Below are 20,216 nucleotides of genomic sequence, written 5' to 3' on the forward strand. Positions count from 1 at the left end.
GCGCTTCTCTTCCGATATATTCATTCACAGCGACCGCGTTTAACCAACGGACCCAACTGCCATTATGCCTCCCAATTTACCGTATGATATTTTCATAGGCATTGCCTTAACCTTTGGCGCCGGAATTTTAGCACAATGGGTCGCTTGGAAGCTCCGTCTACCAGCCATTGTCCTGCTCTTTACAATTGGCCTGATCGTCGGCCCAGGTCTCGACCTCCTGCACCCATCAGAGAGCATGGGGTGGGTCTTCCGCCCTCTGGTTTCATTGCTGGTGGCTATTGTGGTGTTTGAAGGAGGTATGGCCCTCGATATTCGGCAGTTAAGAGATGCTGGGGAAGGGGTCATGCGCCTCACTCTGGTCGCACTCCCCATTAATTGGGTACTTGGATCCCTCGCAGCCCACTTTGTGGCGCATCTTGAGTGGGGCACATCACTGCTTTTTGGAGCAATCATCGTTGTAACCGGCCCTACGGTCATTCTTCCATTGCTGCGCAGCGCCAAACTCAAACCAAGACTTGCTGCTTTCCTCCGATGGGAAGCGATCGTTAATGACCCCCTTGGGGCCATTCTTGCTGCCGTCGTTTTGCAACTCCTCATGCTGCATGTTGATGTGCATACAAGCGTTTTCTTCACACACACCTTGCCGGACCTCTTATCTGCTACAGCTCTTTCTATCGCTGCAGGTATTGCGCCAGCTTATATGATCCGTACGCTCTTTGTACGCGATCTTATGCCTGAAATTTTGAAGATGCCTGCACTGCTTAGCCTTGCACTCGTCATCTTCTCAGCCTGTAATACGGAGATGGAGGGGGCTGGTCTCATTGCCGTCACCGTGTTTGGTATGGCCCTGACCAACCTTCATATTCCCGGTATAGCAGAGCTGAGACGCAATAAAGAGTCTCTAGTCGTACTCGTTGTCTCGGTCCTCTTTATCCTGCTCACCGCAGACTTACAGCGTGGTGCACTCGCTCATCTTTCCATACCCATTATGGCGCTTACCTTCGTTGTTCTTTTTGCGGTACGGCCACTTGGTATCTTCTTAGCCACTCTAGGATCCGATATGACATGGCGTGAGCGTGTTTTTGTCGGCTGGATCGCTCCCCGAGGTATTGTTGCGGCCGCAGTTGCAGGCGCATCCGGGATTCGCCTGCACGACTCAGGATATCACTCGGCAGACTTGATTATGCCCGCCGTCTTTGGCGTCATTGCTGTCACCATGCTTTTACACGGTTTCTCCTTACGCCCCTTAGCGCGTAGCATGAAACTGTCTTTTTCCAGCGAACCTGCTCTTGCCATCGTGGGGGCCAGCGCATGGTCCATCAACCTCGCAACGACCTTAAAAGCGGCTGCTGTACCCATTTTGATGGTCGATAGTCGCGCTAACGCTCTTATGCCGGCAGCACGTCAAAAAATATCGGTTTTACGGGCTGAACTCTTATCCCGCCACGGACAAGAAGCCCTCGAAGAGCGTCCAGCAGATTATCTCATCAGCACCACGGCAGACGGTATTTATAATGGCATGATTTGTGGTCATCTTGCTCCTGCGTTAGGGCGTGAACGCGTCTTCCAAATCAGCCCTGGCGTTGCCCGCCTAGACTTGTACCATGGTCTATCACGAGACGCCCGTGGCAAAGTCCTAGGGGAACCCGCGTGGAACTTCATGCTCTTTGAATCACTCTTCGGGCAAGGCTGGCGGTTTTCCACCCAACCCGCCACAGAAGGGGATGGCGAAACATTTGGCAAACGAGAAAACCGGCTCGACCTTATGTTTATTCGCCGCAAAGCTGGCATCTTCATTCTATCTGCTGAAGATCAAACCCCCGCAACACCCGTCGAAGGGGATCTGCTCGTTTTCATGACCCCGCCAGAACCTCAACCCATTGAAGGCTGAGGCACCGTTATAGAAACCAGTCCTTGGGCCAGAAGCTGCCTCAAACCGGCTTCCTCTAAAGCTATGCACCCTTCCGTATAACCTTTGGTTGGCGGAAGATGCAAAAAAATTGCAGAGCCTTTGCCCGGGACTGGGGGCTGGTCGTTCCACCCTAACACCACACAAATATCATACGCGTGGTCAGTACGCCAAAGCGTCTCACACGAGGCTTTATGGGGTAAAAAAACCTGCTGATTATAGGCCGGATGGCTGGTATCATCACACCAGCCATCTCGGGGAGAGAGTGGCTCTATTAATAAACCTGCACCCGATTGCGGACGCTGCACCCGATCGGCACGGTAAAATATTTTTCGTAATAAAAGTGTCCCAACAGGCGTTGCTTGGTCCCCTTCGACCTTATTTTGCCGTATTCCCCCGCCACCTATCCGGGCGCGATAGTACAGGCCACCTGCCTGTACAAAAGGTTCACCATCTCGAAAGATCAAATTTGCTTTAATCATCTGGATATTCCCTTTCCGAAGCAAAGTTGCCATAGTCGATGCACGAGGATGTGTCTTGACTCTTTTGCACAAGTAGCGCCACGGCCTTTGTCGGTAATGACGCAACTTTCGGACGGGACAGGATACCCGATCAAAATAGGACGAAGACAGGCTATCATGACATCTTCCCGCCCCATTCTCGTTATTGACGATGATGATACACTCCGCCGCTTATTAACAGAACAACTCAAACACGGCGGCGAGCTTGAACCCGTGGAAGCCGCAGATCTCAAATCCGCGCGTGAACTCCTCAACGCTCCCGGCGCGCGCTTTGATGCGATGCTCCTTGATATCACTCTACCCGATGGTGATGGTCGTGATTTTTGCGCTGAGTTACGCCGAAAAGGCGTCACAATGCCCATTATTATGCTGACCGGCTCTGATGCCGAGAGTGACGTCATCCGTGGCTTGGACGCGGGCGCCAATGACTACGTCGCTAAGCCCTTCCGTGTTGCTGAACTCTTAGCACGACTTCGGGCGCAACTGCGAATTTTTGAAAATAGCGAAGATGCTATTTTTGAAATTGGCCCTTACGCATTCCGTCCTTCAGCGAAATTGCTCATCGAGACGGCACGCAACCGGCGTATCCGCCTGACAGAAAAAGAAGCTGCAATCCTCAAATACCTTTACCGCGCAGGCCAACGTGCCGTCTCGCGCCAACTTCTACTCAATGAAGTCTGGGGTTATAATGCGGCCGTCACGACGCATACACTGGAAACGCATATCTACCGTCTGCGCCAAAAAATTGAAATGAACCCGGCAAAAGCGTCCATTCTTTTGACCGAGAATGGCGGTTACCGCCTAGACCCCAATGCTCGCCTCACAAGCAATGGGGCAGCATAAAGCAACGCGTTAAGCGATAACTTCAAGGTCCATCATGACTGGAACATGGTCAGATGGACCTTCCCAATCACGAACGTCTTTGAGAACACGACACGCCTTAACACCCGCCAACAAATCCGGGCTGACCCAAATATGATCTAAACGACGTCCCCGATTAGACTTCTTCCAATCTCGGTTACGATACGACCACCACGTATAAAGCTTCTCGGGTTCCGGAATAAGATGACGCATCGCGTCCACAAAACCAGTATCTTGCCATGCATTGAGCGCTTTCACCTCAATCGGTGTATGGCTAACAATTTTTAAAAGCTGCTTATGACTCCACACGTCATGCTCACGCGGCGCGATATTCAAATCACCGACCAAGATACTGCTTTTAAAAGTGTCCTTCGCGAAAAACGCGCGTGCCTCTTCTAAGAAAGCCAACTTATGCGCGAATTTATCATTTTCATTGGGGTCAGGGACGTCTCCACCTGCGGGAACGTAGAAGTTATGAACTAATACCCGGCCAGTTGGTAATTGAACCCAAGCGGCAACATACCGGCTATCACCTCGGCCGCACCAATCTGGTGCATTCTGTACAGCCTCCAAAGGGTAACGCGATAAAATCGCAACACCGTTATACCCTTTCATGCCCCAATAAACATAATACTTCCAACCCATTTCCTGAAGCTGCTCTACTGGAAATAGCGGGTCAGGCACTTTTGTTTCTTGCAGGCAGATCACATCTGGCTGCTCATCACACGTCAGTTTCTCCAACAAGGGGAGGCGCAAACGTAATGAATTAATGTTCCATGTCATCAGACGCATGAGTGCAGTGCCCTTTTCAAGATAATCTGTACCACGAGGACTGATCACCCTCTTGCAGAAATGGCAACAATCCCCACACTAAGGAATTATGACAGCAGCAATCAGCCCGTTTCTCACCTTCGATACGCATATCGACATTCCTTGGCCAGATCAGGACGATATGATGGCCTCAGAAACCCTGCGTAAAGTGGATTACCACAAAGCGCGCAAAGGAGGCCTTCATAGCGTTTGTCTGGCCGCTTACATACCACAAGGACCACTGACGGCTGAAGGGCATGCAGAAGCTTTCCAGCGCGCTCAGGACATGTTGTCCGTGATCACATCACTCCCTCAGCACACAACACCATCCACTCCGTTACGGTTATGCCATACGGCAGACAGCATTATTAAAGCCCGAAAAGACGGGGATTTTGCTGTGGTTCCTGTCATTGAAAATGCTTATGCCGTAGGAGAAAACCCTGAAAACATCGGCTTTTTCGCAAAAAATTTTGGTGTTCGGTATATCACCCTTACGCATAACGGACATAATGCCCTAGCAGATGCAGCCATTGCACGCTCCGACTTAGGCGATGCACCCACACGCCATGGTGGTCTCTCCGCTATCGGCCGCGCAGTCATCACGGCCATGAATGAGCATGGTATTGTCATTGACGTCTCACATGCTGCACGCTCAACCATGATGCAGGCGACGGAGATTTCTACAACGCCAATCGTTGCCAGCCATTCATGCGTACGTACACTCTGTGATCACCCACGCAACCTAGATGATGACCAACTCCTTCGCTTGCGTGATACAGGTGGCGTTATCCAGATCACAGCAATGGGCAGCTTCTTACGCAAAGGTGGGGGCGGTACATTAGATGACCTTATCAACCATGTTCGCTACGTTGCTGATAAGATTGGCAGTCAGCACGTCGGCATATCGTCTGATTTCGACGGCGGCGGGGGAATTCAAGGATGGGCAGACGCCTCCCAGACTCACAACGTTACGCAAGCACTTGTAAAGGCAGGATTCGTAAATGACGAGCTCAATGCCATTTGGGGGGGAAACATGCTGCGACTACTGCATAGCGCTGAAGTGCATGCGAAATACCCAATAAAATAAGGGGAGAGAGTGTAAGGGCGTCGATAGAGATCGGCGTCTACTGCCATAAACATGACCCTTTGTCCACGGACATTCCGCACAGATGTAAATTTAATGCGATTGCATGTCTTTTACGGCACCCTGAATAAGAACGAAAGTAAAACATGTTTATTTTCAATAACTTACGTTAATTGCCCAAAAAACAGGCAATCCGAAAGCAAGTCTGGAAGATCAAGGGCTTCATGATTCTGTCATACCTCCACCCACAGACTTGTCCACAGGATCAGTGGATGACTATAACCTCATCATGACCGATACAGCAGCCACCACTCCCATACCCCAAAACACTCCCGAAAAAACCAACGCCGCGTCGCTCACACTCGTTGGAATAGAGACCATTCGTGCTGCCTTAAAAACAATTCCGCATAACTCTGGCGTCTATCGAATGCTGGGCGAAAAAGGGGAGGTGCTCTACGTCGGAAAGGCATTGAACCTTAAAAACCGCGTCTCTTCTTACCTGCGCATACAACAGCTACCAGAACGTTTACGCCGCATGGTATCCCTGACGCGTAATATGGAAATTGTCATCACCTCCAGCGAAGCCGATGCACTCTTGCTGGAGGCAAATTATATCAAGCGCATGAAACCGCGCTTCAATATCTTACTGCGCGACGATAAGAGCCTCCCATGGCTCGTTCTTACGGAGGGTCACGCCTTCCCGCAAATTATGAAGCAACGCGGAAAACCCATTAAAGGCGCAAGCTACTGGGGGCCATTTGCGTCTGCATGGGCCGTCAACCAAACGCTCAATGTCCTTCAACGTAACTTTCTTCTACGTTCATGTTCAGACGCCGTCTTGTCCAGTCGCACCCGCCCATGCCTTTTACATCAAATCAAACGCTGCTCCGCGCCCTGCGTCGACCGCATCTCTAAAGCAGATTACAAGGATCTTTTAACGCAAGCGAAGCTTTTTTTAGCAGGAAAAAATACAGAGCTGCATGAGAAGCTTGTTCAAGAAATGGAAGAAGCCTCGACCAATTTAGAATTTGAACGCGCCGCTTCGATTAGAGATCGTATTCGCAGCTTTACCGGCACCCACCACTCAGGCGTCATTAACCCGACAGACTTGCCAGACACAGATGTCATCGCAATTTGGCAAACCGCCGGACAAAGCTGCATTCAAGTCTTTTTCATCCGTGGCGGCCGCAATAACGGTAACCGCGCTTTCTACCCGTCACACGCTGCAGACGAAGCAGCTTCTGCTGTTTTGAGTGCCTTCTTACTGCAATTTTACGACAATAAGCCGCCTCCCCCCTCACTTCTTATTAATGAGCCATTAGAAGAGCAAAAATTGCTCGAAGCCGCGCTTTCTTCCAAAAGCACCTACAAAATCCAGATGAGCCTTCCTCAGCGCGGACAGAAAAAAGATATTCTAGACCATGCTCTCTTAAATGCTCGTGAAGCCCTTGAGCGTAAACTCGCTGAAAGCACAGGACAACGCCAACTCTTAGAGGGCGTCGCAAAAGCCTTTGACCTTCCGGCCACTCCAAGCCGCATTGAAACTTATGATAACTCACACATCATGGGGCAGGCCCCGTATGGCGTGATGGTGGTTGGTGGACCTGATGGCTTCGAAAAACGGGCCTATCGTAAGTATTCTATTCGAAGCGACATCGCAGCAGGTGATGACTTTGGTATGATGCGTGAAGTCATGGAGCGGCGCTTCAGGCGATCTCGTCTCGAAACAGACGACACTACCCCTTCGGACAAACCCGACCTTCTCCTCATAGACGGAGGGCAGGGGCAGTTTAACGCGGTAAAGAAGATTCTTTCTGAACTTGGCGTAACAGATATTCCAATTGTAGGCATCGCCAAGGGCGTCGATCGTAACGCCGGACGCGAATGGTTTTTTACATCCCATAAACCGCCCTTCCAGCTACCAGAACGTGACCCAGTCCTCTATTATCTTCAGCGCCTGCGCGACGAAGCGCACCGCTTTGCCATTACAACACATCGCAGTGGCCGCTCTAAAAAATTGACATCCTCATCCTTGGATACGATTCCGGGCATTGGGCCAGCACGAAAAAAAATACTTTTACATCACTTCGGGTCACCACGCGACGTACAGCAGGCGAGTCTTGAGGCCCTGCTTTCCGTATCCGGTATAAGCCGCATTACGGCAGAAACGATCTATGCCCACTTCCACCCGGAAACATTCACCACCTCTATGGAAAAAGAGTAGAAAATTTCATACGCTTGTCGCAGTTATCGCGTATCATCTGAGAGAACTTTTCTCTACACTTGCCTTCTGATGCTGACTGATCTGCCAAACGTCCTCACGCTTCTGCGTATTGCCTCCATTCCCGCCCTCGTTGCGTTGCTCATGCTCAACACAACGCTTGGTCATTGTGCGGCCCTGATCGTGTATACACTCGCATGTATCACTGATTATCTTGATGGCGCACTAGCGCGACGATGGCAGCAGCATTCAGAGCTCGGCCGCATGATGGATCCTATTGCCGATAAACTTCTAGTCGGTGCCTTATTGCTTGCACTGGCTGGCGTTAATGCTCTGCCTTGTTATTCCCTGTTTGCCGCTATCATTATTCTTCTCCGTGAAATCACGGTGAGCGGCCTGCGCGAATACGTTGCGAGCCAAGGCGGAAAACTCCCCTCAACCCGCCTCGCCAAATGGAAAACCGGCATACAAATGGTATCTATAGGCTTTTTACTCGCCGGCAACGACACCGCAGTCCTTCTGGGCTTGCACAGTATGAACGCCAGCATGGTCGGGGGAGTTTTACTATGGCTTTCTATCATACCGACCGTGTTAAGCGGCTACGGGTATGGTAAGGCAGCATTTACACATTTACAAAAAAAAACCATATAATCGGGCACGTCGCGTATTCTTTACATTAAGCACGCGTGAGATATAGAAATTCATCGAACAACGCGCTAACAAAGTTGATGTACCGCTTGGGAGTAGAACATGCGTAGAGCTGCTTTATTAGCAGTCCCTCTTGTCCTGAGTGGCTGCTCAGGTTTGGGAAAATATTTTCACGATACTCTTTTTTGGCCAGGGTATACCCCTAACCAACCATTGGGTAATAGTGAAAACCTGCTCAAAATTCGCGGTGATAATGTTATCCCTCCTGCGATCCTACCAACCACAGGCAATATCTGGCCTGCCGCACCACACCCACTTCCAACCCTACAGGATGCCGCCAACCCCAACAGCAGCTTTAATCGTACGTTGAAAGACCCCGCGACGTATTTAGGCAGCGATAGCCTGGGCATAGACACCTCCCTGCCACGTCAGCCCTTGGGCGCGCAGGTTAAGTCAGGAAGCTCACTATCAATTGGCGAAGATACATCCATCCATAATGGTGTCACCATTGATCAGAGCCATGTGCAAGCACTACCCTCGAGCGTTCCAGATTCAGCCAAAACCTACCTACAACGGGATACGAAACGCAGCATCATCATTCCAAACGGCAATGGCACCAGCACGATCATCGATAGTGACGGGTCAACACGTACCGTTAAAGATTAAACCGGATGACACATAACCATAGGGAGAAAACTCCCTATGGAATATAAAGCCCGCTTAATTGTAATGGCGCATTATCGTCTTAAGGCGCCCCTGTATGCGAACACGCTCTTCTGAAAAAATCTGTACCTCATACGTAGAGTTTGCTGGTTCAAGAGCAACAGACCGCCCATACCGACGAAATGTCTTCAACGTGACCTCTTGATTATCAACAAGAGCAACGGCGATTTGCCCGTTCTCGACTGACTGGCACTCTTGAATAATGGCTGTATCTCCATCATGGATACCAGCATCAATCATAGAATCACCCGAAACAATTAAGACGTAGTGCTTTCCTGAAGACAGCATGGATAAAGGCACGTCCACACTATGGTCAGAATGCTCAATCGCTTCCATTGGAAGGCCCGCAGCAATCCGCCCCAATACCGGCAAAGCAACCATGGCAGGTAATTCATGAGCACGCTGCGGTTCGGAAAAGACGCCCTGCAAAACATTGGTTTCCACCGCTTCTCGCCCTGAACGCTCAGGAACCTTTAACGGCGCCACTTCAACTGTCGGCACCTTCAAAACCTCAAGCGCACGCGCACGGTGATGATGCCGCTTCAGAAAACCTCGATCCTCCAAGGCTGATATCAAACGATGGATACCGGACTTGGAACGGAGAGAGAGAGCATCCTTCATTTCATCAAAAGAAGGCGAATATCCCGTCTGCTTAAGGTGCTTATCAATATATAAAAGAAGCTGGTACTGTTTGGGCGTAAGCATCTTGGAAGTGTTCCGAAGGACATAGCGGGAAAAGAAATTCAACGTTCATCATAAGTTCTCAAATATGTCACCGCAAGCCTTGAAAGAGTGGCGCAGCTCAGGAACGGCTTATAAAAGCCGAAACCTATTTTTTGGGAATAAATCACAGGAAACTCTTGACCTGACCGCCCAAAATCCGCATGTTGCGCGGAATTCTGCTGAATCGTCGTTCCACTTTCGGCGGGCGACACTAAAAGCGGCTTTTGTCCGAGGGTAACATGGCAAAGACTAACGTCATTCAAATTCGTCTCGTCTCTTCCGCAGAAACGGGATACTTCTACGTCACCAAGAAGAACGCTCGTTCTGCAACCGGCAAGATGGAAGTGCGCAAGTACGACCCAGTAGTCCGTAAGCACGTGACGTTCCGTGAAGCCAAAATCAAGTAATCTGATTACGGCTTCCACTAAAAAAGCGGCCCCATGGAGCCGCTTTTTTATACCCATATCATTAAAATAATTTGTTATTTACCCCATAGGGAATAACAATATCACCGTTTCGCGTTAAATTCAGCATCGCACGTGAACGCTCATCCAACATATCAGCATCCAAAGCGTGCTCTTTTAGAGCGGAAACACGACGCTTCCACATTAATTGTTCTACCTGAGCATTTTTCTCTGCGAGTAATGCTTCTTGTTTAAGCTGCATCTGCTCTTGATAAGCACGGATGCCATGATCGCCATGCAGTGCATTCCAACCGAAATAAGCGGTCAACCCAATAAAGAGGGTAGGGGCTGCAATAGCCTTTAAGCCTCTACGCAATACCCTTACTGCCTGCACCCGATCCCCCTCGCGCGTTGCCACACCCTCAACGTTCAGACTATAACAAAGACAGCGTGCACCACAAATAGAAACGCCCACAGCATTACACTATGGGCGTCACAAAAGCCTTATTCGGTGCGCACAAAAGCGCGCTTTCGTTTTATGCTTTCAAAATACCACGACCAGCATAACGAGCTGCACTGCCAAGCTGTTGCTCAATACGGATAAGCTGATTGTACTTTGCCGTACGATCGGAGCGTGACAAAGAGCCCGTCTTGATCTGCGCACAGTTGGTTGCCACAGCAAGATCCGCAATCACAGCATCTTCCGTTTCACCTGAGCGATGGCTCATCACACAACGGTAACCTGCCTTATGAGCCGTCTCCACAGCTTCAAGCGTTTCCGTCAACGTACCGATCTGATTGACCTTCACCAAAAGAGCGTTACCGGTTTTCGCAGCAATGCCACGACGCAGGCGCTCAGGGTTCGTGACAAACAAATCATCACCAACCAACTGAATACGATCGCCCAGGCGCTTCGTCAGCTCTGCCCAACCTTCCCAGTCATCTTCAGCCAAACCGTCTTCGATGGAAACGATCGGGAACTTACGCGTCAGATCATCAAGGTAAGAGATCATACCATCTGAATCGAAGGTCTTGCCTTCACCCTTCAGATTGTACTGACCGTCACGGTAAAATTCCGTAGAGGCACAATCCAGTGCGAAGGTGACATCTTCACCCGGACGGTAACCAGCAGCTTCAACAGACTTAGAAATAAAGCCCAAAGCTTCTTCTGCGGATTGCAAGTTTGGCGCAAAACCACCTTCATCACCAACGTTGGTGTTGTGACCTGCCGCAGAAAGACCCTTTTTCAGAGCCGTGAAAATCTCTGACCCCATGCGGACAGCTTCAGCAATCGTTGAAGCACCGACCGGTTGGATCATGAACTCTTGAATATCAATAGGGTTATCGGCATGCTCACCACCATTCACGATGTTCATCATCGGAACGGGGAGGGTATGTGCAAATACACCGCCAACATAACGATACAATGGCAGTTCCAGCTCTTCAGCTGTTGCCTTTGCGACCGCCAAAGAAACGCCGAGGATAGCGTTTGCACCTAGGCGAGACTTGTTAGGCGTACCATCAAGTTCAATCATCGCATTATCAATTGCGATTTGATCTTCAGATTCAGCACCTTGCAGAACTTCGAGAATTTCGCTTTCTACGAAACCACAGGCTTTCTGTACGCCCTTACCGTTAAAACGGGATTTATCGCCATCACGCAGTTCAACAGCTTCATGCGCACCTGTTGAAGCGCCTGATGGAACAGCAGCTCGACCACGGGCTCCCGAGGAAAGTTCTACTTCAACCTCAACGGTTGGATTGCCGCGACTATCCAGAATCTCGCGGGCAATGATATCGACAATAGCGCTCATGGGGGCTCTCCTCGTAAAAAGTGTGAGCCGGGATCGGCTCGAACCCAGACGGAACGGAAAGTAGTCGTCTCAAAATCAGGACCGGAGGTCAATCTCGTAGATGCGTTTACCTTTTTTATTATTCCCACTGAGCCTTGCAGGTTTAGTCCCCTTTATCTTTCTGAGTGGCTGCATTTTCATAGGCCATCTCTTCGCCCCACAGCCACACCTCATGATGGCACTCCTCGCCTACGGGGCGTGTGTTCTCTCATTTTTAGGCGCTGTGCATTGGGGCCTTGCCATGGAACGGCCCGATATTATTTCCGGAAAGACTACCTCTGACCTCGACCGATGGAGGCTAGTATTCGGCATATGCCCTGCTGTTTTAGCATGGCTGTCTCTCTATATCGGCATGGTCATTAACCTGAGATCCGGCCTGACGATTGAGATAATAGGATTCGTAGCAGCCTATAGTCTGGAGAAATTAGGCTGGAGACGTGGCGCTGTACCACAAGGCTACATAAGACTTCGCCTAGCACTGACCATCGGAGCCGTTATCAGTTTGATAATAGCACTATTGGGAACCTGAACAGTACAGATTCCCAACAATATGTTACTTCAAAAAGATTTGTTCAACGCGTCAATTGCTTTAAGACGCGTTAACAAAGCGCGCATCCCAGACAATGGAACCATCGTTGGTCCATCGCTAGGAGCATGATCTGGGTCTTGGTGCGTCTCGATAAAAACAGCCGAGACACCAATTGCCAAAGCAGCACGCGCCAATGGTTCAACAAACTCACGCTGTCCACCGGTTGAAGCCCCAAGACCACCCGGTTGTTGTACAGAATGCGTTGCGTCAAACACAACGGGGTAACCTGTCTGCGCCATAATTGGCAGGCCACGGAAATCGCTTACAAGCGTATTGTAACCAAAGCTCGTTCCACGATCACATAACATGATCCGCTCATTGCCTGTGGACGCAATTTTCTGCGCAACATTGGCCATATCCCAAGGTGCTAGGAACTGACCTTTTTTAACATTGATCGCTTTACCGGTCTTACCTGCCGCTAAGAGGAGATCCGTCTGCCGGCACAAAAACGCAGGAATTTGCAGCACATCCACAGCTTCGGCTGCGACTGCACATTGCTCCGCAGTATGCACGTCCGTCAGGACCGGAATATCAAAACGTGAGCGCACCTCAGCCAGAATATCGAGGCCGACATCCATACCAATGCCGCGCGCAGCACTCACCGAACTACGATTGGCCTTATCATAGCTGCTTTTATAGATCAGCCCGATACCGAGCTCTGCACATAGACTATGCAGAGCCTCCGCCATATCCAACGCATGCTCACGGGACTCAATCTGACATGGCCCCGCAATCAATGCGAACGGTGCTTTGGGACCGATTGTCAGTCCCTTAACCGTAATACTCACTGTGCCGTTTGCCGCTTTTGAGCAGCCTTAATGAAACCCGCAAACAATGGGTGCGGATCAAATGGCTTGGACATGAGTTCCGGATGATACTGCACACCGATAAAGAACGGATGGTCTGGGTATTCCACAACCTCTGGCAACACGCCATCCGGCGACATCCCAGAGAACCGCAGACCTGTAGCTTCCAAACGATCACGGTAATTCAGGTTCACTTCCCATCGGTGACGGTGACGCTCACGCACTTCCGTACGGCCATACACCTGCGCAACACGTGAACCCTCAGCAAGCTTCGCAGCATATGCGCCAAGACGCATAGTACCGCCCAAATCACCGCCTTCACGACGACGCAACAACTCATTGCCACGAGCCCACTCTGTCATCAGACCAACAAGCGGCTCGGATGTTGGGCCGAACTCGGTGGAAGAGGCTTTAGGCAGACCAGCCAAGGAACGAGCACACTCAATGACAGCCATCTGCATACCAAAGCAGATGCCCAAGAATGGAATGCCATTTTCACGTGCATAGCGAACAGCAAGGATCTTGCCTTCTGCGCCACGCTCGCCAAAGCCACCAGGAACCAGAATAGCATCGACACCCTGCAGACGCTCAGACACGTCACCGGTTTTTTCGAACTCTTCAGATTCAATCCACTCAAGCTTTACGCGTACATTATTGGCGATACCGCCGTGCAACAGCGCTTCAGCCAAGGACTTATAGCTATCAAGAAGGGCTGTGTACTTACCAATAACCGCGACCCGCACTTCGCCTTCAGGCTCACGAATGGCGTGAACAATCTTTTCCCAACGGGAAAGATCTGGCGAACCTTCATGAGGCAGACCGAAATAGCGCAGAACCTCGCCATCCATACCTTCACGATGGTATGAAATAGGGCAAGCGTAAATCGTGTCCACATCCAAGGCAGCGATAACAGCTTGCGGGCGAACGTTACAGAAATTCGCAATTTTCTGACGCTCATTATCCGGGATTGGACGATCTGAACGGCACAGAAGAACTTGAGGCTGAATACCAACATTCTGCAATTCCTTCACGGAATGCTGGGTTGGCTTCGTTTTCAACTCACCCGCTGACGGGATATAGGGGAGCAGCGTCAAATGCACGCACATGGTCTGGTCATGACCAAGATCATTACGCAGTTGGCGGATAGCCTCAAGGAAGGGCAGGCTTTCAATATCGCCTACGGTACCGCCGATTTCCACAAGAACGAAGTCATATTCGTCCGTACCTGCGACCACGACATCCTTAATCGCATCCGTAATATGAGGGATAACTTGAACGGTCCCGCCCAAATAATCCCCACGGCGCTCACGCGCGATCACATCTGAATAGATGCGTCCCGTTGTCGCGTTATCAGCACGGCGTGCATGAACGCCGGTGAAGCGCTCATAATGACCAAGGTCGAGATCTGTTTCAGCACCATCGTCGGTGATGAAAACCTCGCCATGCTGATACGGGCTCATGGTGCCCGGATCGACGTTGAGATAGGGGTCCAACTTACGCATGCGGACTTTATAGCCGCGTGCTTGAAGGAGGGCTGCAAGGGCTGCTGAAGCAATACCCTTACCAAGAGAGGAAACCACACCGCCGGTGATGAATACAAAGCGCGTCATGGGCGTTCTTCATACACTGAAGATGGGGGGAAGGGGAAGCGTCCATTCACAATCTTGGACGCATCCCCTCCCTTTTTTTGTTAGTGTGTTCCGGAAGTACCAGTCGCAGGCGCTTGTGGCGCGGACTGGGGTGCTGGCTGTGCCAAAATATCATGCCCGCCAACGCCGGAAGAGGCGCCACGGTTCAACAAAGCCAGCACCAAACACAGTACCATAAAAATGCCAGCCAAGATGGAGGTCGCACGCGTCAGAAGAGTTGCCGTGCCACGCCCCGTCATGAACGAACCCATGCCTTGGCTGCTACCAATTCCCAAACCGCCACCTTCACTGCGCTGAATGAGGATTGTACCAATCAAGGCCAATGCAACCAGCAGATTAATAACGAGAAGTGCAGTGGTCATGAGCTATAAGGTCCAGAGAGAGGTTGAGAAGAGAATTGCGTGGATGCCGCCTCAGCAATCTGCGTAAAGCGCGACGCATCAAGACTAGCATTCCCCACCAAGACGCCACCAATTGAACGAATGGACAAAATGGCATGCGCCTGATCAGGTGTAACAGAGCCGCCATACAGGATTGGTACGCGAATGTCATCCTTCTTCAGCCGAGAGCGCAGCAAACCGCTCAAAAGATAAAGTGTGCGTTCCAGTTCATCACGTGATGGGGTCACGCCACTACCAATAGCCCAAATGGGCTCGTATGCGAGCACACCTTCAAAATCGCTGGTCAATGAGCCATCAATCTGACTAGCCAGAACGGACGCAGCGCGGCCTTCTTGGCGTTCATGCATGGTTTCACCAATACACACCACGGGCCGAAGCCCTGCATCCATTGCAGCTCGTACTTTCAGGCGGATCAAAGCATCTGTTTCGCCATGTGCCTGACGGCGCTCCGAATGCCCTAAAATAACATAGCGCGCCCCTAAATCCGCGAGCATCTCGGCGGAGATATCACCCGTATGCGCGCCATTATAAGACATATGGCAGTCTTGGCCGCCCACCAAGATAGCGTCTCCCACATTACGAGTACGCAAAATCCGGCTCGTACGCTCAATTTGCGTAAAAGGAGGACATACAACCAATTGTACATCACTCGGGAGAGAACGCGCGCGCCGCACCACATCACATGTCAACTGATGTGCGCTGCCCCGCAAACCATTCATCTTCCAATTGCCGATAATGAGCTTCGGCGATTCGTTCATGCCTTCTCCGCGTCAGAACTCTGACCTTAAAAACCCGTATCAAAACATTTGAACTAACGTCGAACCTACGCTTGTTCTGGTCAAGCCGGGTTCACGACATTATGGTGCCTGCTGGTTCTTTAATGGCAGCTTTGCCAACATACCATCCCGACGTTACGACAGCCGGATCCATTCTGACCCCATGATTACCACACTTCGCCACCTCTTTGTTGATTCCTGGGCCGGTCGCGCGGCCGCTTTCCTCATTTTTCTAGCTTTCATCGGCTGGGGTGTGGGGGATGTGTTCAACAGCAGCAACTCAGCCTCTCCCAATGCCATTGCCAAGGTTGGGGATCGTGAGATTTCAGCAGAAACCTTCGCACGCGCATTAGAAACGCAACTCCCAAATGCCGCTCAACGGCTGGGTTATCAGGATATTGCGCACCTTCCTAAAGTGGCACGCCAGCAGATTGCACGGGAAGTCCTACGCGGCCTTGTAATTCAACAAGAAACGCAACTCGCGGCTGAACATGCCGGCATGTCAGTGCCAGACAGCATGGTGCGGGATGAAATTTTCAACATTCCTGCCTTTCATGATGCAGCAGGGCAGTTTGATCGCTCTCTCATGAATCAACGAATCGCTCGCATGGGATTAACCGAAAAGCGCTTGATCGAATTGGTGCGTGAGGACATCATCAGCCGCTCACTCCTACAAGGCGTAGGAGCATCGGCACATGCATCCTCCATTTTGACAAACCTCTTAGTCAATTTTGAGAGCGATACGCGGCGCCTGAGCGTGCTACGCATTCCTTTTGCAGACCATAAGACGGCAAATGCCCCAACAGAGGAGCAACTGCGCCGTTTCTATGACAATCATCCAAGCTTGTTCAAAACACCCGAATTCCGCCACATCAAAGCAGTTCTCATGACCCCCGATACGGTTGCTAGCACGATCGACGTCTCGGATGAGATTTTGCATAAACTGTATGACATGCAGTCACGAACCTACAATGTCCCTGAAACACGCTCGCTACAGGTCTTGTCCTTTACGGATCGAGCAAAAGCACAAGACGCGGCCAATCATTGGAAAAACGGGACATCTTGGGATGATTTGATTAAAGCCAACCCATCCGCCATCCCAGCAACACCAGAAAATGCACGCCAGAGCGACCTGCCAAATGCTGAGCTCGCACAAGCCGCGTTCGCAGCGCCAGCTCAAAGTGTACAAGAGCCAGTGCATACAGCTTTTGGTTGGGTGGTTTTCAAAGTCACAGACATCATCGCGCCGCATCACACAGATTTTGCGCAAGTGAAAGATCAACTGCGCCACGATGTGCAACATCAGCAAGCTCCCGAAGCACTACAAGCCCGCATGCACCGCTTCCAAGATGCTATTTCTGGCTCCAGTGATCTCGAAAAAATCCCAAGTGACCTTGGTGCAACGCCTATCGCTGGCACGCTGGACGCGCAAGGCATGACCCCAGAAGGTGTGCCTGCACCCATTCCCGGTAGTGCACAGTTACGAACCGCCATCATTCAACAGGCATTTGCACAAAAAGCTCTAGCAGCACCCCATATTATCTCAGGACCTGAGAACTCAGCGTATGCGCTCATCGTTGATGCCATCCATCCCGGCAGCGTGCAGCCTTTTGAAAACGTGCGCAGTGCCGTCACTGCTGCGTGGGCTGAAGACCAAGCCAAACATCTAGCCGATCTGCGTGCGACTACACTGTACACGCAAGCGAAGAAAAGCGGCCTATCCATTGCTGTTTCCGGTCAGCCTGAAGCCAACGCTCTATGGCAAAATGTTGATGTATCGCGGGTTAAGCCAGATAATCGCCTACCCAATATCGTAACGCGCAATCTCTTTACGTTAAAAGCGCATGAAAGCGCCATGTACCAAAGTGATGATGCTTTTTGGCTGGTCACATTAGATGGCATCGAATCTGCGTCCCCCGCAGACCGTACGACCATTCAACATGGTGTCGAGGCACAATACACACAGTCCCTGCAAATGGATATTCCTGAAGCCATCAGCACAACACTTGAGAAGCAATGGCCAATGACCCATCTGAACATGCCTCTCTTCAATCAAGTCGTAACGTCTGCACAGAGCAATAGCGCCCAATGACCAACGCCGTGAACGTCCTCTTTTCCATTGAGGCAGCCGATCTTTTGACGCCAGTATCAGCTTATCTGAAGCTGGCTCACCTCTCTGGCAGCCCTTTTCGTATGCTGTTTGAAAGCGTGGAGGGGGGAGCCTCACGCGGACGTTACACGGTCATTGCTCTTCGCCCTGATTGGGTATGGAAATGCCAAAACGGGCACGTCACCCTTGATGGCACTCCATTAACTGGCAATCCCCTAGACACGCTCAACACATTGGTTGAGCAAAGCGCTCTTGAACTTCCCGAGCACCTTCCCCCCATGATTGGCGGCGTTTTTGGCGTATTGGGCTATGACATGGTCCGGCATATGGAACATCTCCCGCATGCACCTCAGGATGATCTTGGCCTATCCGAAGGCATTATGATCCGGCCAAGTCTTTTTGCTGTTTTTGATGCCGTACGTGATGAACTGACACTCGCTGTACCACTTCGGGGAGAGATGACAGAAAGTGCCGCGCAGCACCTACTTCATGAAGCCCGAACTGCCTTAAACGCTCCCTTAAATTATAAAACGCCACACCTACCGAAAGGTACGCAGCTTTCCGCACCTGTCAGCAATATGACGCAGGATGCTTTTGAAAATAGCGTCCGCACAGCGCAAGAATATATTGCTGCCGGTGATGCTTTCCAGATTGTACCAAGCCAGCGCTTCTCAACGCCATTCCCGTTACCTCCACTTGAACTTTACCGTAGCCTGCGCCGTATCAACCCAGCGCCATTCCTTTTCTTATTAGAGATGGATGAATACGCCTTAGTCGGCTCTTCACCAGAAATTTTGGTCCGCCTGCGCGATGACACAGTCACTGTGCGCCCCCTTGCAGGCACCCGCCCACGCGGCGCCTCTCATGCAGAAGATATTGCCCTAGAAGAAGAGTTGCTCGCGGATCAAAAAGAACGCGCTGAACATCTGATGCTCATTGACCTTGGCCGCAATGATGTCGGCCGAGTTGCCCAGTCAGGTTCCGTACATGTTCCGGATCAATTCATCGTCGAACGCTATAGTCATGTGATGCATATTTCCTCAACCGTCACCGGCACGATTGCAGAAGGCAAAACCGCTAAGGATGCACTCATTGCGGCCTTTCCGGCCGGCACCCTCACAGGCGCACCGAAAATCCGCGCTATGGAAATTATTGACGAACTCGAACCAACCCGACGTGGCCCATATGCTGGCTGCATCGGCTACTTCGGAGCAGATGGACAAATGGATACCTGTATCGGCCTACGCATGGGGCTCGTCCATAACGGCAAGCTGCATGTTCAAGCGGGATGTGGCGTCGTGGCCGATAGTGACCCTCACGCAGAGTTCCTTGAAACAAAAGCCAAAGCCCGAGCTGTCTTAAAAGCGGCAGAGCTTGCGATCAAAAATGCCACACATCAAATTTAACATATACGAATGATGTATGTATGAAAGTTATATGTGACGTGACAGCATGTGAAAGCCACCTCAGGCCATGATCCTCTTGATCGATAATTACGACAGCTTCACCTTCAATATCGTGCATCATTTTGGTGCCTTGGGTGTTCGCTGTGATGTGCGGCGCAATGACGCCCTCAGCGTAGAAGACGCGCTAGCCCTCAAGCCACAAGCTATCGTCCTATCACCCGGCCCATGCGCCCCTAATGATGCCGGCATATGCTGTGACCTTATTCAAGCTGCTGCAGGGCGCGTGCCTATTCTCGGTGTCTGCCTAGGGCATCAAGCGATTGGACAAGTCTTTGGTGCAGAGGTCGTGCGACCCAGTATCCTACGCACGCTCAGCACATTCATTTTCCACGCTTGCCTTCTTATGGTCGGCGCACAATTGCTCTTTGCAGGAGCTGATGTCTTCTGGAACCGTTACCGCCATACGTCAAAGCTCAAGATGAGCCGTGAAGAACTCAAACAAGAACATCGCAATACTGAAGGCGACCCACACGTCAAAGGCCGCCTAAAAGCCCTCCGTGCCAAAGCCGCCAAAGAGCGCATGAAAGAGGCCGTGGAAAACGCCACGGTTATCATCACCAACCCCACACATTACGCCGTCGCCCTACATTATGAACAAGGAGCATCTGGTGCCCCCAAGATCGTGGCCAAAGGTATGGATGAGGTCGCTGCCCGCATACGTG

20 protein-coding genes are annotated in these 20,216 nt (G+C 51.0%); 11 read left to right on the forward strand and 9 right to left on the reverse strand.

Going from position 1 to position 20,216, the window contains the following annotated elements; translation table 11 throughout:
* The first annotated feature begins 64 nt into the window (after nucleotides 1-64).
* Complete coding sequence (locus tag NTH01S_RS01985; protein ID WP_068168563.1) at nucleotides 65-1,891, forward strand: cation:proton antiporter; 1,827 nt, start codon at nucleotides 65-67, stop codon at nucleotides 1,889-1,891.
* Here NTH01S_RS01985 and NTH01S_RS01990 read toward each other — a convergent pair.
* Nucleotides 1,873-2,391 carry a L,D-transpeptidase family protein gene (locus NTH01S_RS01990; protein WP_068168566.1) on the reverse strand — a complete coding sequence of 173 codons (519 nt, stop codon included), beginning with the start codon at nucleotides 2,389-2,391 and terminating at the stop codon, nucleotides 1,873-1,875. The genes NTH01S_RS01985 and NTH01S_RS01990 overlap by 19 nt on opposite strands.
* A gap of 156 nt (nucleotides 2,392-2,547) precedes the next feature.
* Between NTH01S_RS01990 and NTH01S_RS01995 the strand changes: the two genes are divergently transcribed.
* Complete coding sequence (locus NTH01S_RS01995; RefSeq protein WP_068168569.1) at nucleotides 2,548-3,273, forward strand: response regulator transcription factor; 726 nt, start codon at nucleotides 2,548-2,550, stop codon at nucleotides 3,271-3,273.
* 9 nt (nucleotides 3,274-3,282) lie between these two features.
* On the opposite strand, the gene NTH01S_RS02000 is transcribed toward NTH01S_RS01995, so the two are convergent.
* Nucleotides 3,283-4,083: an exodeoxyribonuclease III gene (locus NTH01S_RS02000; RefSeq protein WP_068168571.1), complete on the reverse strand. Its 801-nt coding sequence runs from the start codon at nucleotides 4,081-4,083 to the stop codon at nucleotides 3,283-3,285.
* Nucleotides 4,084-4,171: 88 nt separating this feature from the next.
* Between NTH01S_RS02000 and NTH01S_RS02005 the strand changes: the two genes are divergently transcribed.
* The 4 genes from NTH01S_RS02005 (at nucleotide 4,172) to NTH01S_RS02020 (ending at nucleotide 8,720) form a co-directional block, all read left to right on the forward strand.
* Nucleotides 4,172-5,188 (forward strand): dipeptidase, encoded by a 1,017-nt coding sequence (locus NTH01S_RS02005; RefSeq protein ID WP_068168575.1) that lies wholly within the window; start codon nucleotides 4,172-4,174, stop codon nucleotides 5,186-5,188.
* A 286-nt stretch (nucleotides 5,189-5,474) separates the two neighbouring features.
* Nucleotides 5,475-7,409 (forward strand): excinuclease ABC subunit UvrC, encoded by a 1,935-nt coding sequence (uvrC, locus tag NTH01S_RS02010; protein ID WP_068168687.1) that lies wholly within the window; start codon nucleotides 5,475-5,477, stop codon nucleotides 7,407-7,409.
* A 69-nt stretch (nucleotides 7,410-7,478) separates the two neighbouring features.
* Entirely contained in the window at nucleotides 7,479-8,057 is a 579-nt protein-coding gene (pgsA, locus tag NTH01S_RS02015) for a CDP-diacylglycerol--glycerol-3-phosphate 3-phosphatidyltransferase (RefSeq protein WP_068168578.1), read from the forward strand.
* 99 nt (nucleotides 8,058-8,156) lie between these two features.
* A complete protein-coding gene (locus NTH01S_RS02020; protein WP_068168580.1) occupies nucleotides 8,157-8,720 on the forward strand; it encodes a hypothetical protein in 564 nt (187 codons plus the stop codon).
* 54 nt (nucleotides 8,721-8,774) lie between these two features.
* On the opposite strand, the gene lexA is transcribed toward NTH01S_RS02020, so the two are convergent.
* A complete protein-coding gene (lexA, locus tag NTH01S_RS02025; protein WP_068168581.1) occupies nucleotides 8,775-9,482 on the reverse strand; it encodes a transcriptional repressor LexA in 708 nt (235 codons plus the stop codon).
* 257 nt (nucleotides 9,483-9,739) lie between these two features.
* Here lexA and rpmG point away from each other — a divergent pair, with 257 nt between their 5' ends.
* Nucleotides 9,740-9,907 carry a 50S ribosomal protein L33 gene (gene rpmG, locus NTH01S_RS11520; RefSeq protein WP_084366875.1) on the forward strand — a complete coding sequence of 56 codons (168 nt, stop codon included), beginning with the start codon at nucleotides 9,740-9,742 and terminating at the stop codon, nucleotides 9,905-9,907.
* 61 nt (nucleotides 9,908-9,968) lie between these two features.
* On the opposite strand, the gene NTH01S_RS02035 is transcribed toward rpmG, so the two are convergent.
* Both NTH01S_RS02035 and eno read right to left on the reverse strand, forming a co-directional pair.
* The gene (locus NTH01S_RS02035; RefSeq protein ID WP_068168690.1) at nucleotides 9,969-10,298 is read right to left on the reverse strand and encodes an FtsB family cell division protein; all 330 of its coding nucleotides are present in this window, start codon (nucleotides 10,296-10,298) and stop codon (nucleotides 9,969-9,971) included.
* Between the two features lie 142 nt (nucleotides 10,299-10,440).
* Complete coding sequence (eno, locus tag NTH01S_RS02040) at nucleotides 10,441-11,718, reverse strand: phosphopyruvate hydratase (RefSeq protein ID WP_068168586.1); 1,278 nt, start codon at nucleotides 11,716-11,718, stop codon at nucleotides 10,441-10,443.
* 100 nt (nucleotides 11,719-11,818) lie between these two features.
* On the opposite strand from eno, the gene NTH01S_RS02045 reads away from it, so the two are divergent.
* Nucleotides 11,819-12,286 carry a DUF3429 domain-containing protein gene (locus tag NTH01S_RS02045; RefSeq protein ID WP_068168591.1) on the forward strand — a complete coding sequence of 156 codons (468 nt, stop codon included), beginning with the start codon at nucleotides 11,819-11,821 and terminating at the stop codon, nucleotides 12,284-12,286.
* A 29-nt stretch (nucleotides 12,287-12,315) separates the two neighbouring features.
* Here the strand turns inward: NTH01S_RS02045 and kdsA are convergent, their stop codons facing one another.
* From kdsA to tpiA, 4 genes are all read right to left on the reverse strand, one after another.
* On the reverse strand, nucleotides 12,316-13,134 hold the full coding sequence (gene kdsA, locus NTH01S_RS02050) for a 3-deoxy-8-phosphooctulonate synthase (protein WP_068168593.1): 819 nt from the start codon (nucleotides 13,132-13,134) through the stop codon (nucleotides 12,316-12,318).
* Nucleotides 13,131-14,762, reverse strand: coding sequence for a CTP synthase (locus tag NTH01S_RS02055; protein ID WP_068168595.1), 1,632 nt, complete (start codon nucleotides 14,760-14,762; stop codon nucleotides 13,131-13,133). The genes kdsA and NTH01S_RS02055 overlap by 4 nt, the downstream gene beginning before the upstream one ends.
* 80 nt (nucleotides 14,763-14,842) lie before the next feature.
* Nucleotides 14,843-15,163: a preprotein translocase subunit SecG gene (gene secG / locus NTH01S_RS02060; protein WP_068168597.1), complete on the reverse strand. Its 321-nt coding sequence runs from the start codon at nucleotides 15,161-15,163 to the stop codon at nucleotides 14,843-14,845.
* The gene (tpiA, locus tag NTH01S_RS02065) at nucleotides 15,160-15,960 is read right to left on the reverse strand and encodes a triose-phosphate isomerase (protein ID WP_068168599.1); all 801 of its coding nucleotides are present in this window, start codon (nucleotides 15,958-15,960) and stop codon (nucleotides 15,160-15,162) included. The genes secG and tpiA overlap by 4 nt, the downstream gene beginning before the upstream one ends.
* A 181-nt stretch (nucleotides 15,961-16,141) precedes the next feature.
* Between tpiA and NTH01S_RS02070 the strand changes: the two genes are divergently transcribed.
* The 3 genes from NTH01S_RS02070 to NTH01S_RS02085 all read left to right on the forward strand — a co-directional run.
* Nucleotides 16,142-18,070: a peptidylprolyl isomerase gene (locus tag NTH01S_RS02070; protein ID WP_068168623.1), complete on the forward strand. Its 1,929-nt coding sequence runs from the start codon at nucleotides 16,142-16,144 to the stop codon at nucleotides 18,068-18,070.
* Entirely contained in the window at nucleotides 18,067-19,494 is a 1,428-nt protein-coding gene (gene trpE, locus NTH01S_RS02075; protein WP_174523593.1) for an anthranilate synthase component I, read from the forward strand. The genes NTH01S_RS02070 and trpE overlap by 4 nt, the downstream gene beginning before the upstream one ends.
* Nucleotides 19,495-19,561: 67 nt before the next feature.
* On the forward strand, nucleotides 19,562-20,216 hold a 655-nt coding region (locus NTH01S_RS02085), incomplete at its 3' end, for an EscU/YscU/HrcU family type III secretion system export apparatus switch protein (protein WP_245642065.1).

This window comes from Neokomagataea thailandica NBRC 106555, assembly GCF_001598495.1.
Taxonomy (GTDB): Bacteria; Pseudomonadota; Alphaproteobacteria; order Acetobacterales; family Acetobacteraceae; genus Gluconobacter; species Gluconobacter thailandicus_A.

Excerpts from the sequence above, each read along its gene's own strand:
- rpmG (WP_084366875.1), top strand. The coding sequence starts at position 9,740 with ATGGCAAAGACTAACGTCATTCAAATTCGTCTCGTCTCTTCCGCAGAA.
- NTH01S_RS02000 (WP_068168571.1), bottom strand. The coding sequence starts at position 4,083 with ATGCGTCTGATGACATGGAACATTAATTCATTACGTTTGCGCCTCCCC.
- trpE (WP_174523593.1), top strand. The coding sequence starts at position 18,067 with ATGACCAACGCCGTGAACGTCCTCTTTTCCATTGAGGCAGCCGATCTT.
- eno (WP_068168586.1), bottom strand. The coding sequence starts at position 11,718 with ATGAGCGCTATTGTCGATATCATTGCCCGCGAGATTCTGGATAGTCGC.
- pgsA (WP_068168578.1), top strand. The coding sequence starts at position 7,479 with ATGCTGACTGATCTGCCAAACGTCCTCACGCTTCTGCGTATTGCCTCC.
- NTH01S_RS02005 (WP_068168575.1), top strand. The coding sequence starts at position 4,172 with ATGACAGCAGCAATCAGCCCGTTTCTCACCTTCGATACGCATATCGAC.
- NTH01S_RS01990 (WP_068168566.1), bottom strand. The coding sequence starts at position 2,391 with ATGATTAAAGCAAATTTGATCTTTCGAGATGGTGAACCTTTTGTACAG.
- secG (WP_068168597.1), bottom strand. The coding sequence starts at position 15,163 with ATGACCACTGCACTTCTCGTTATTAATCTGCTGGTTGCATTGGCCTTG.
- NTH01S_RS02055 (WP_068168595.1), bottom strand. The coding sequence starts at position 14,762 with ATGACGCGCTTTGTATTCATCACCGGCGGTGTGGTTTCCTCTCTTGGT.
- uvrC (WP_068168687.1), top strand. The coding sequence starts at position 5,475 with ATGACCGATACAGCAGCCACCACTCCCATACCCCAAAACACTCCCGAA.
- NTH01S_RS02045 (WP_068168591.1), top strand. The coding sequence starts at position 11,819 with ATGCGTTTACCTTTTTTATTATTCCCACTGAGCCTTGCAGGTTTAGTC.
- NTH01S_RS02020 (WP_068168580.1), top strand. The coding sequence starts at position 8,157 with ATGCGTAGAGCTGCTTTATTAGCAGTCCCTCTTGTCCTGAGTGGCTGC.
- NTH01S_RS02070 (WP_068168623.1), top strand. The coding sequence starts at position 16,142 with ATGATTACCACACTTCGCCACCTCTTTGTTGATTCCTGGGCCGGTCGC.
- NTH01S_RS01995 (WP_068168569.1), top strand. The coding sequence starts at position 2,548 with ATGACATCTTCCCGCCCCATTCTCGTTATTGACGATGATGATACACTC.
- tpiA (WP_068168599.1), bottom strand. The coding sequence starts at position 15,960 with ATGAACGAATCGCCGAAGCTCATTATCGGCAATTGGAAGATGAATGGT.
- NTH01S_RS01985 (WP_068168563.1), top strand. The coding sequence starts at position 65 with ATGCCTCCCAATTTACCGTATGATATTTTCATAGGCATTGCCTTAACC.
- lexA (WP_068168581.1), bottom strand. The coding sequence starts at position 9,482 with ATGCTTACGCCCAAACAGTACCAGCTTCTTTTATATATTGATAAGCAC.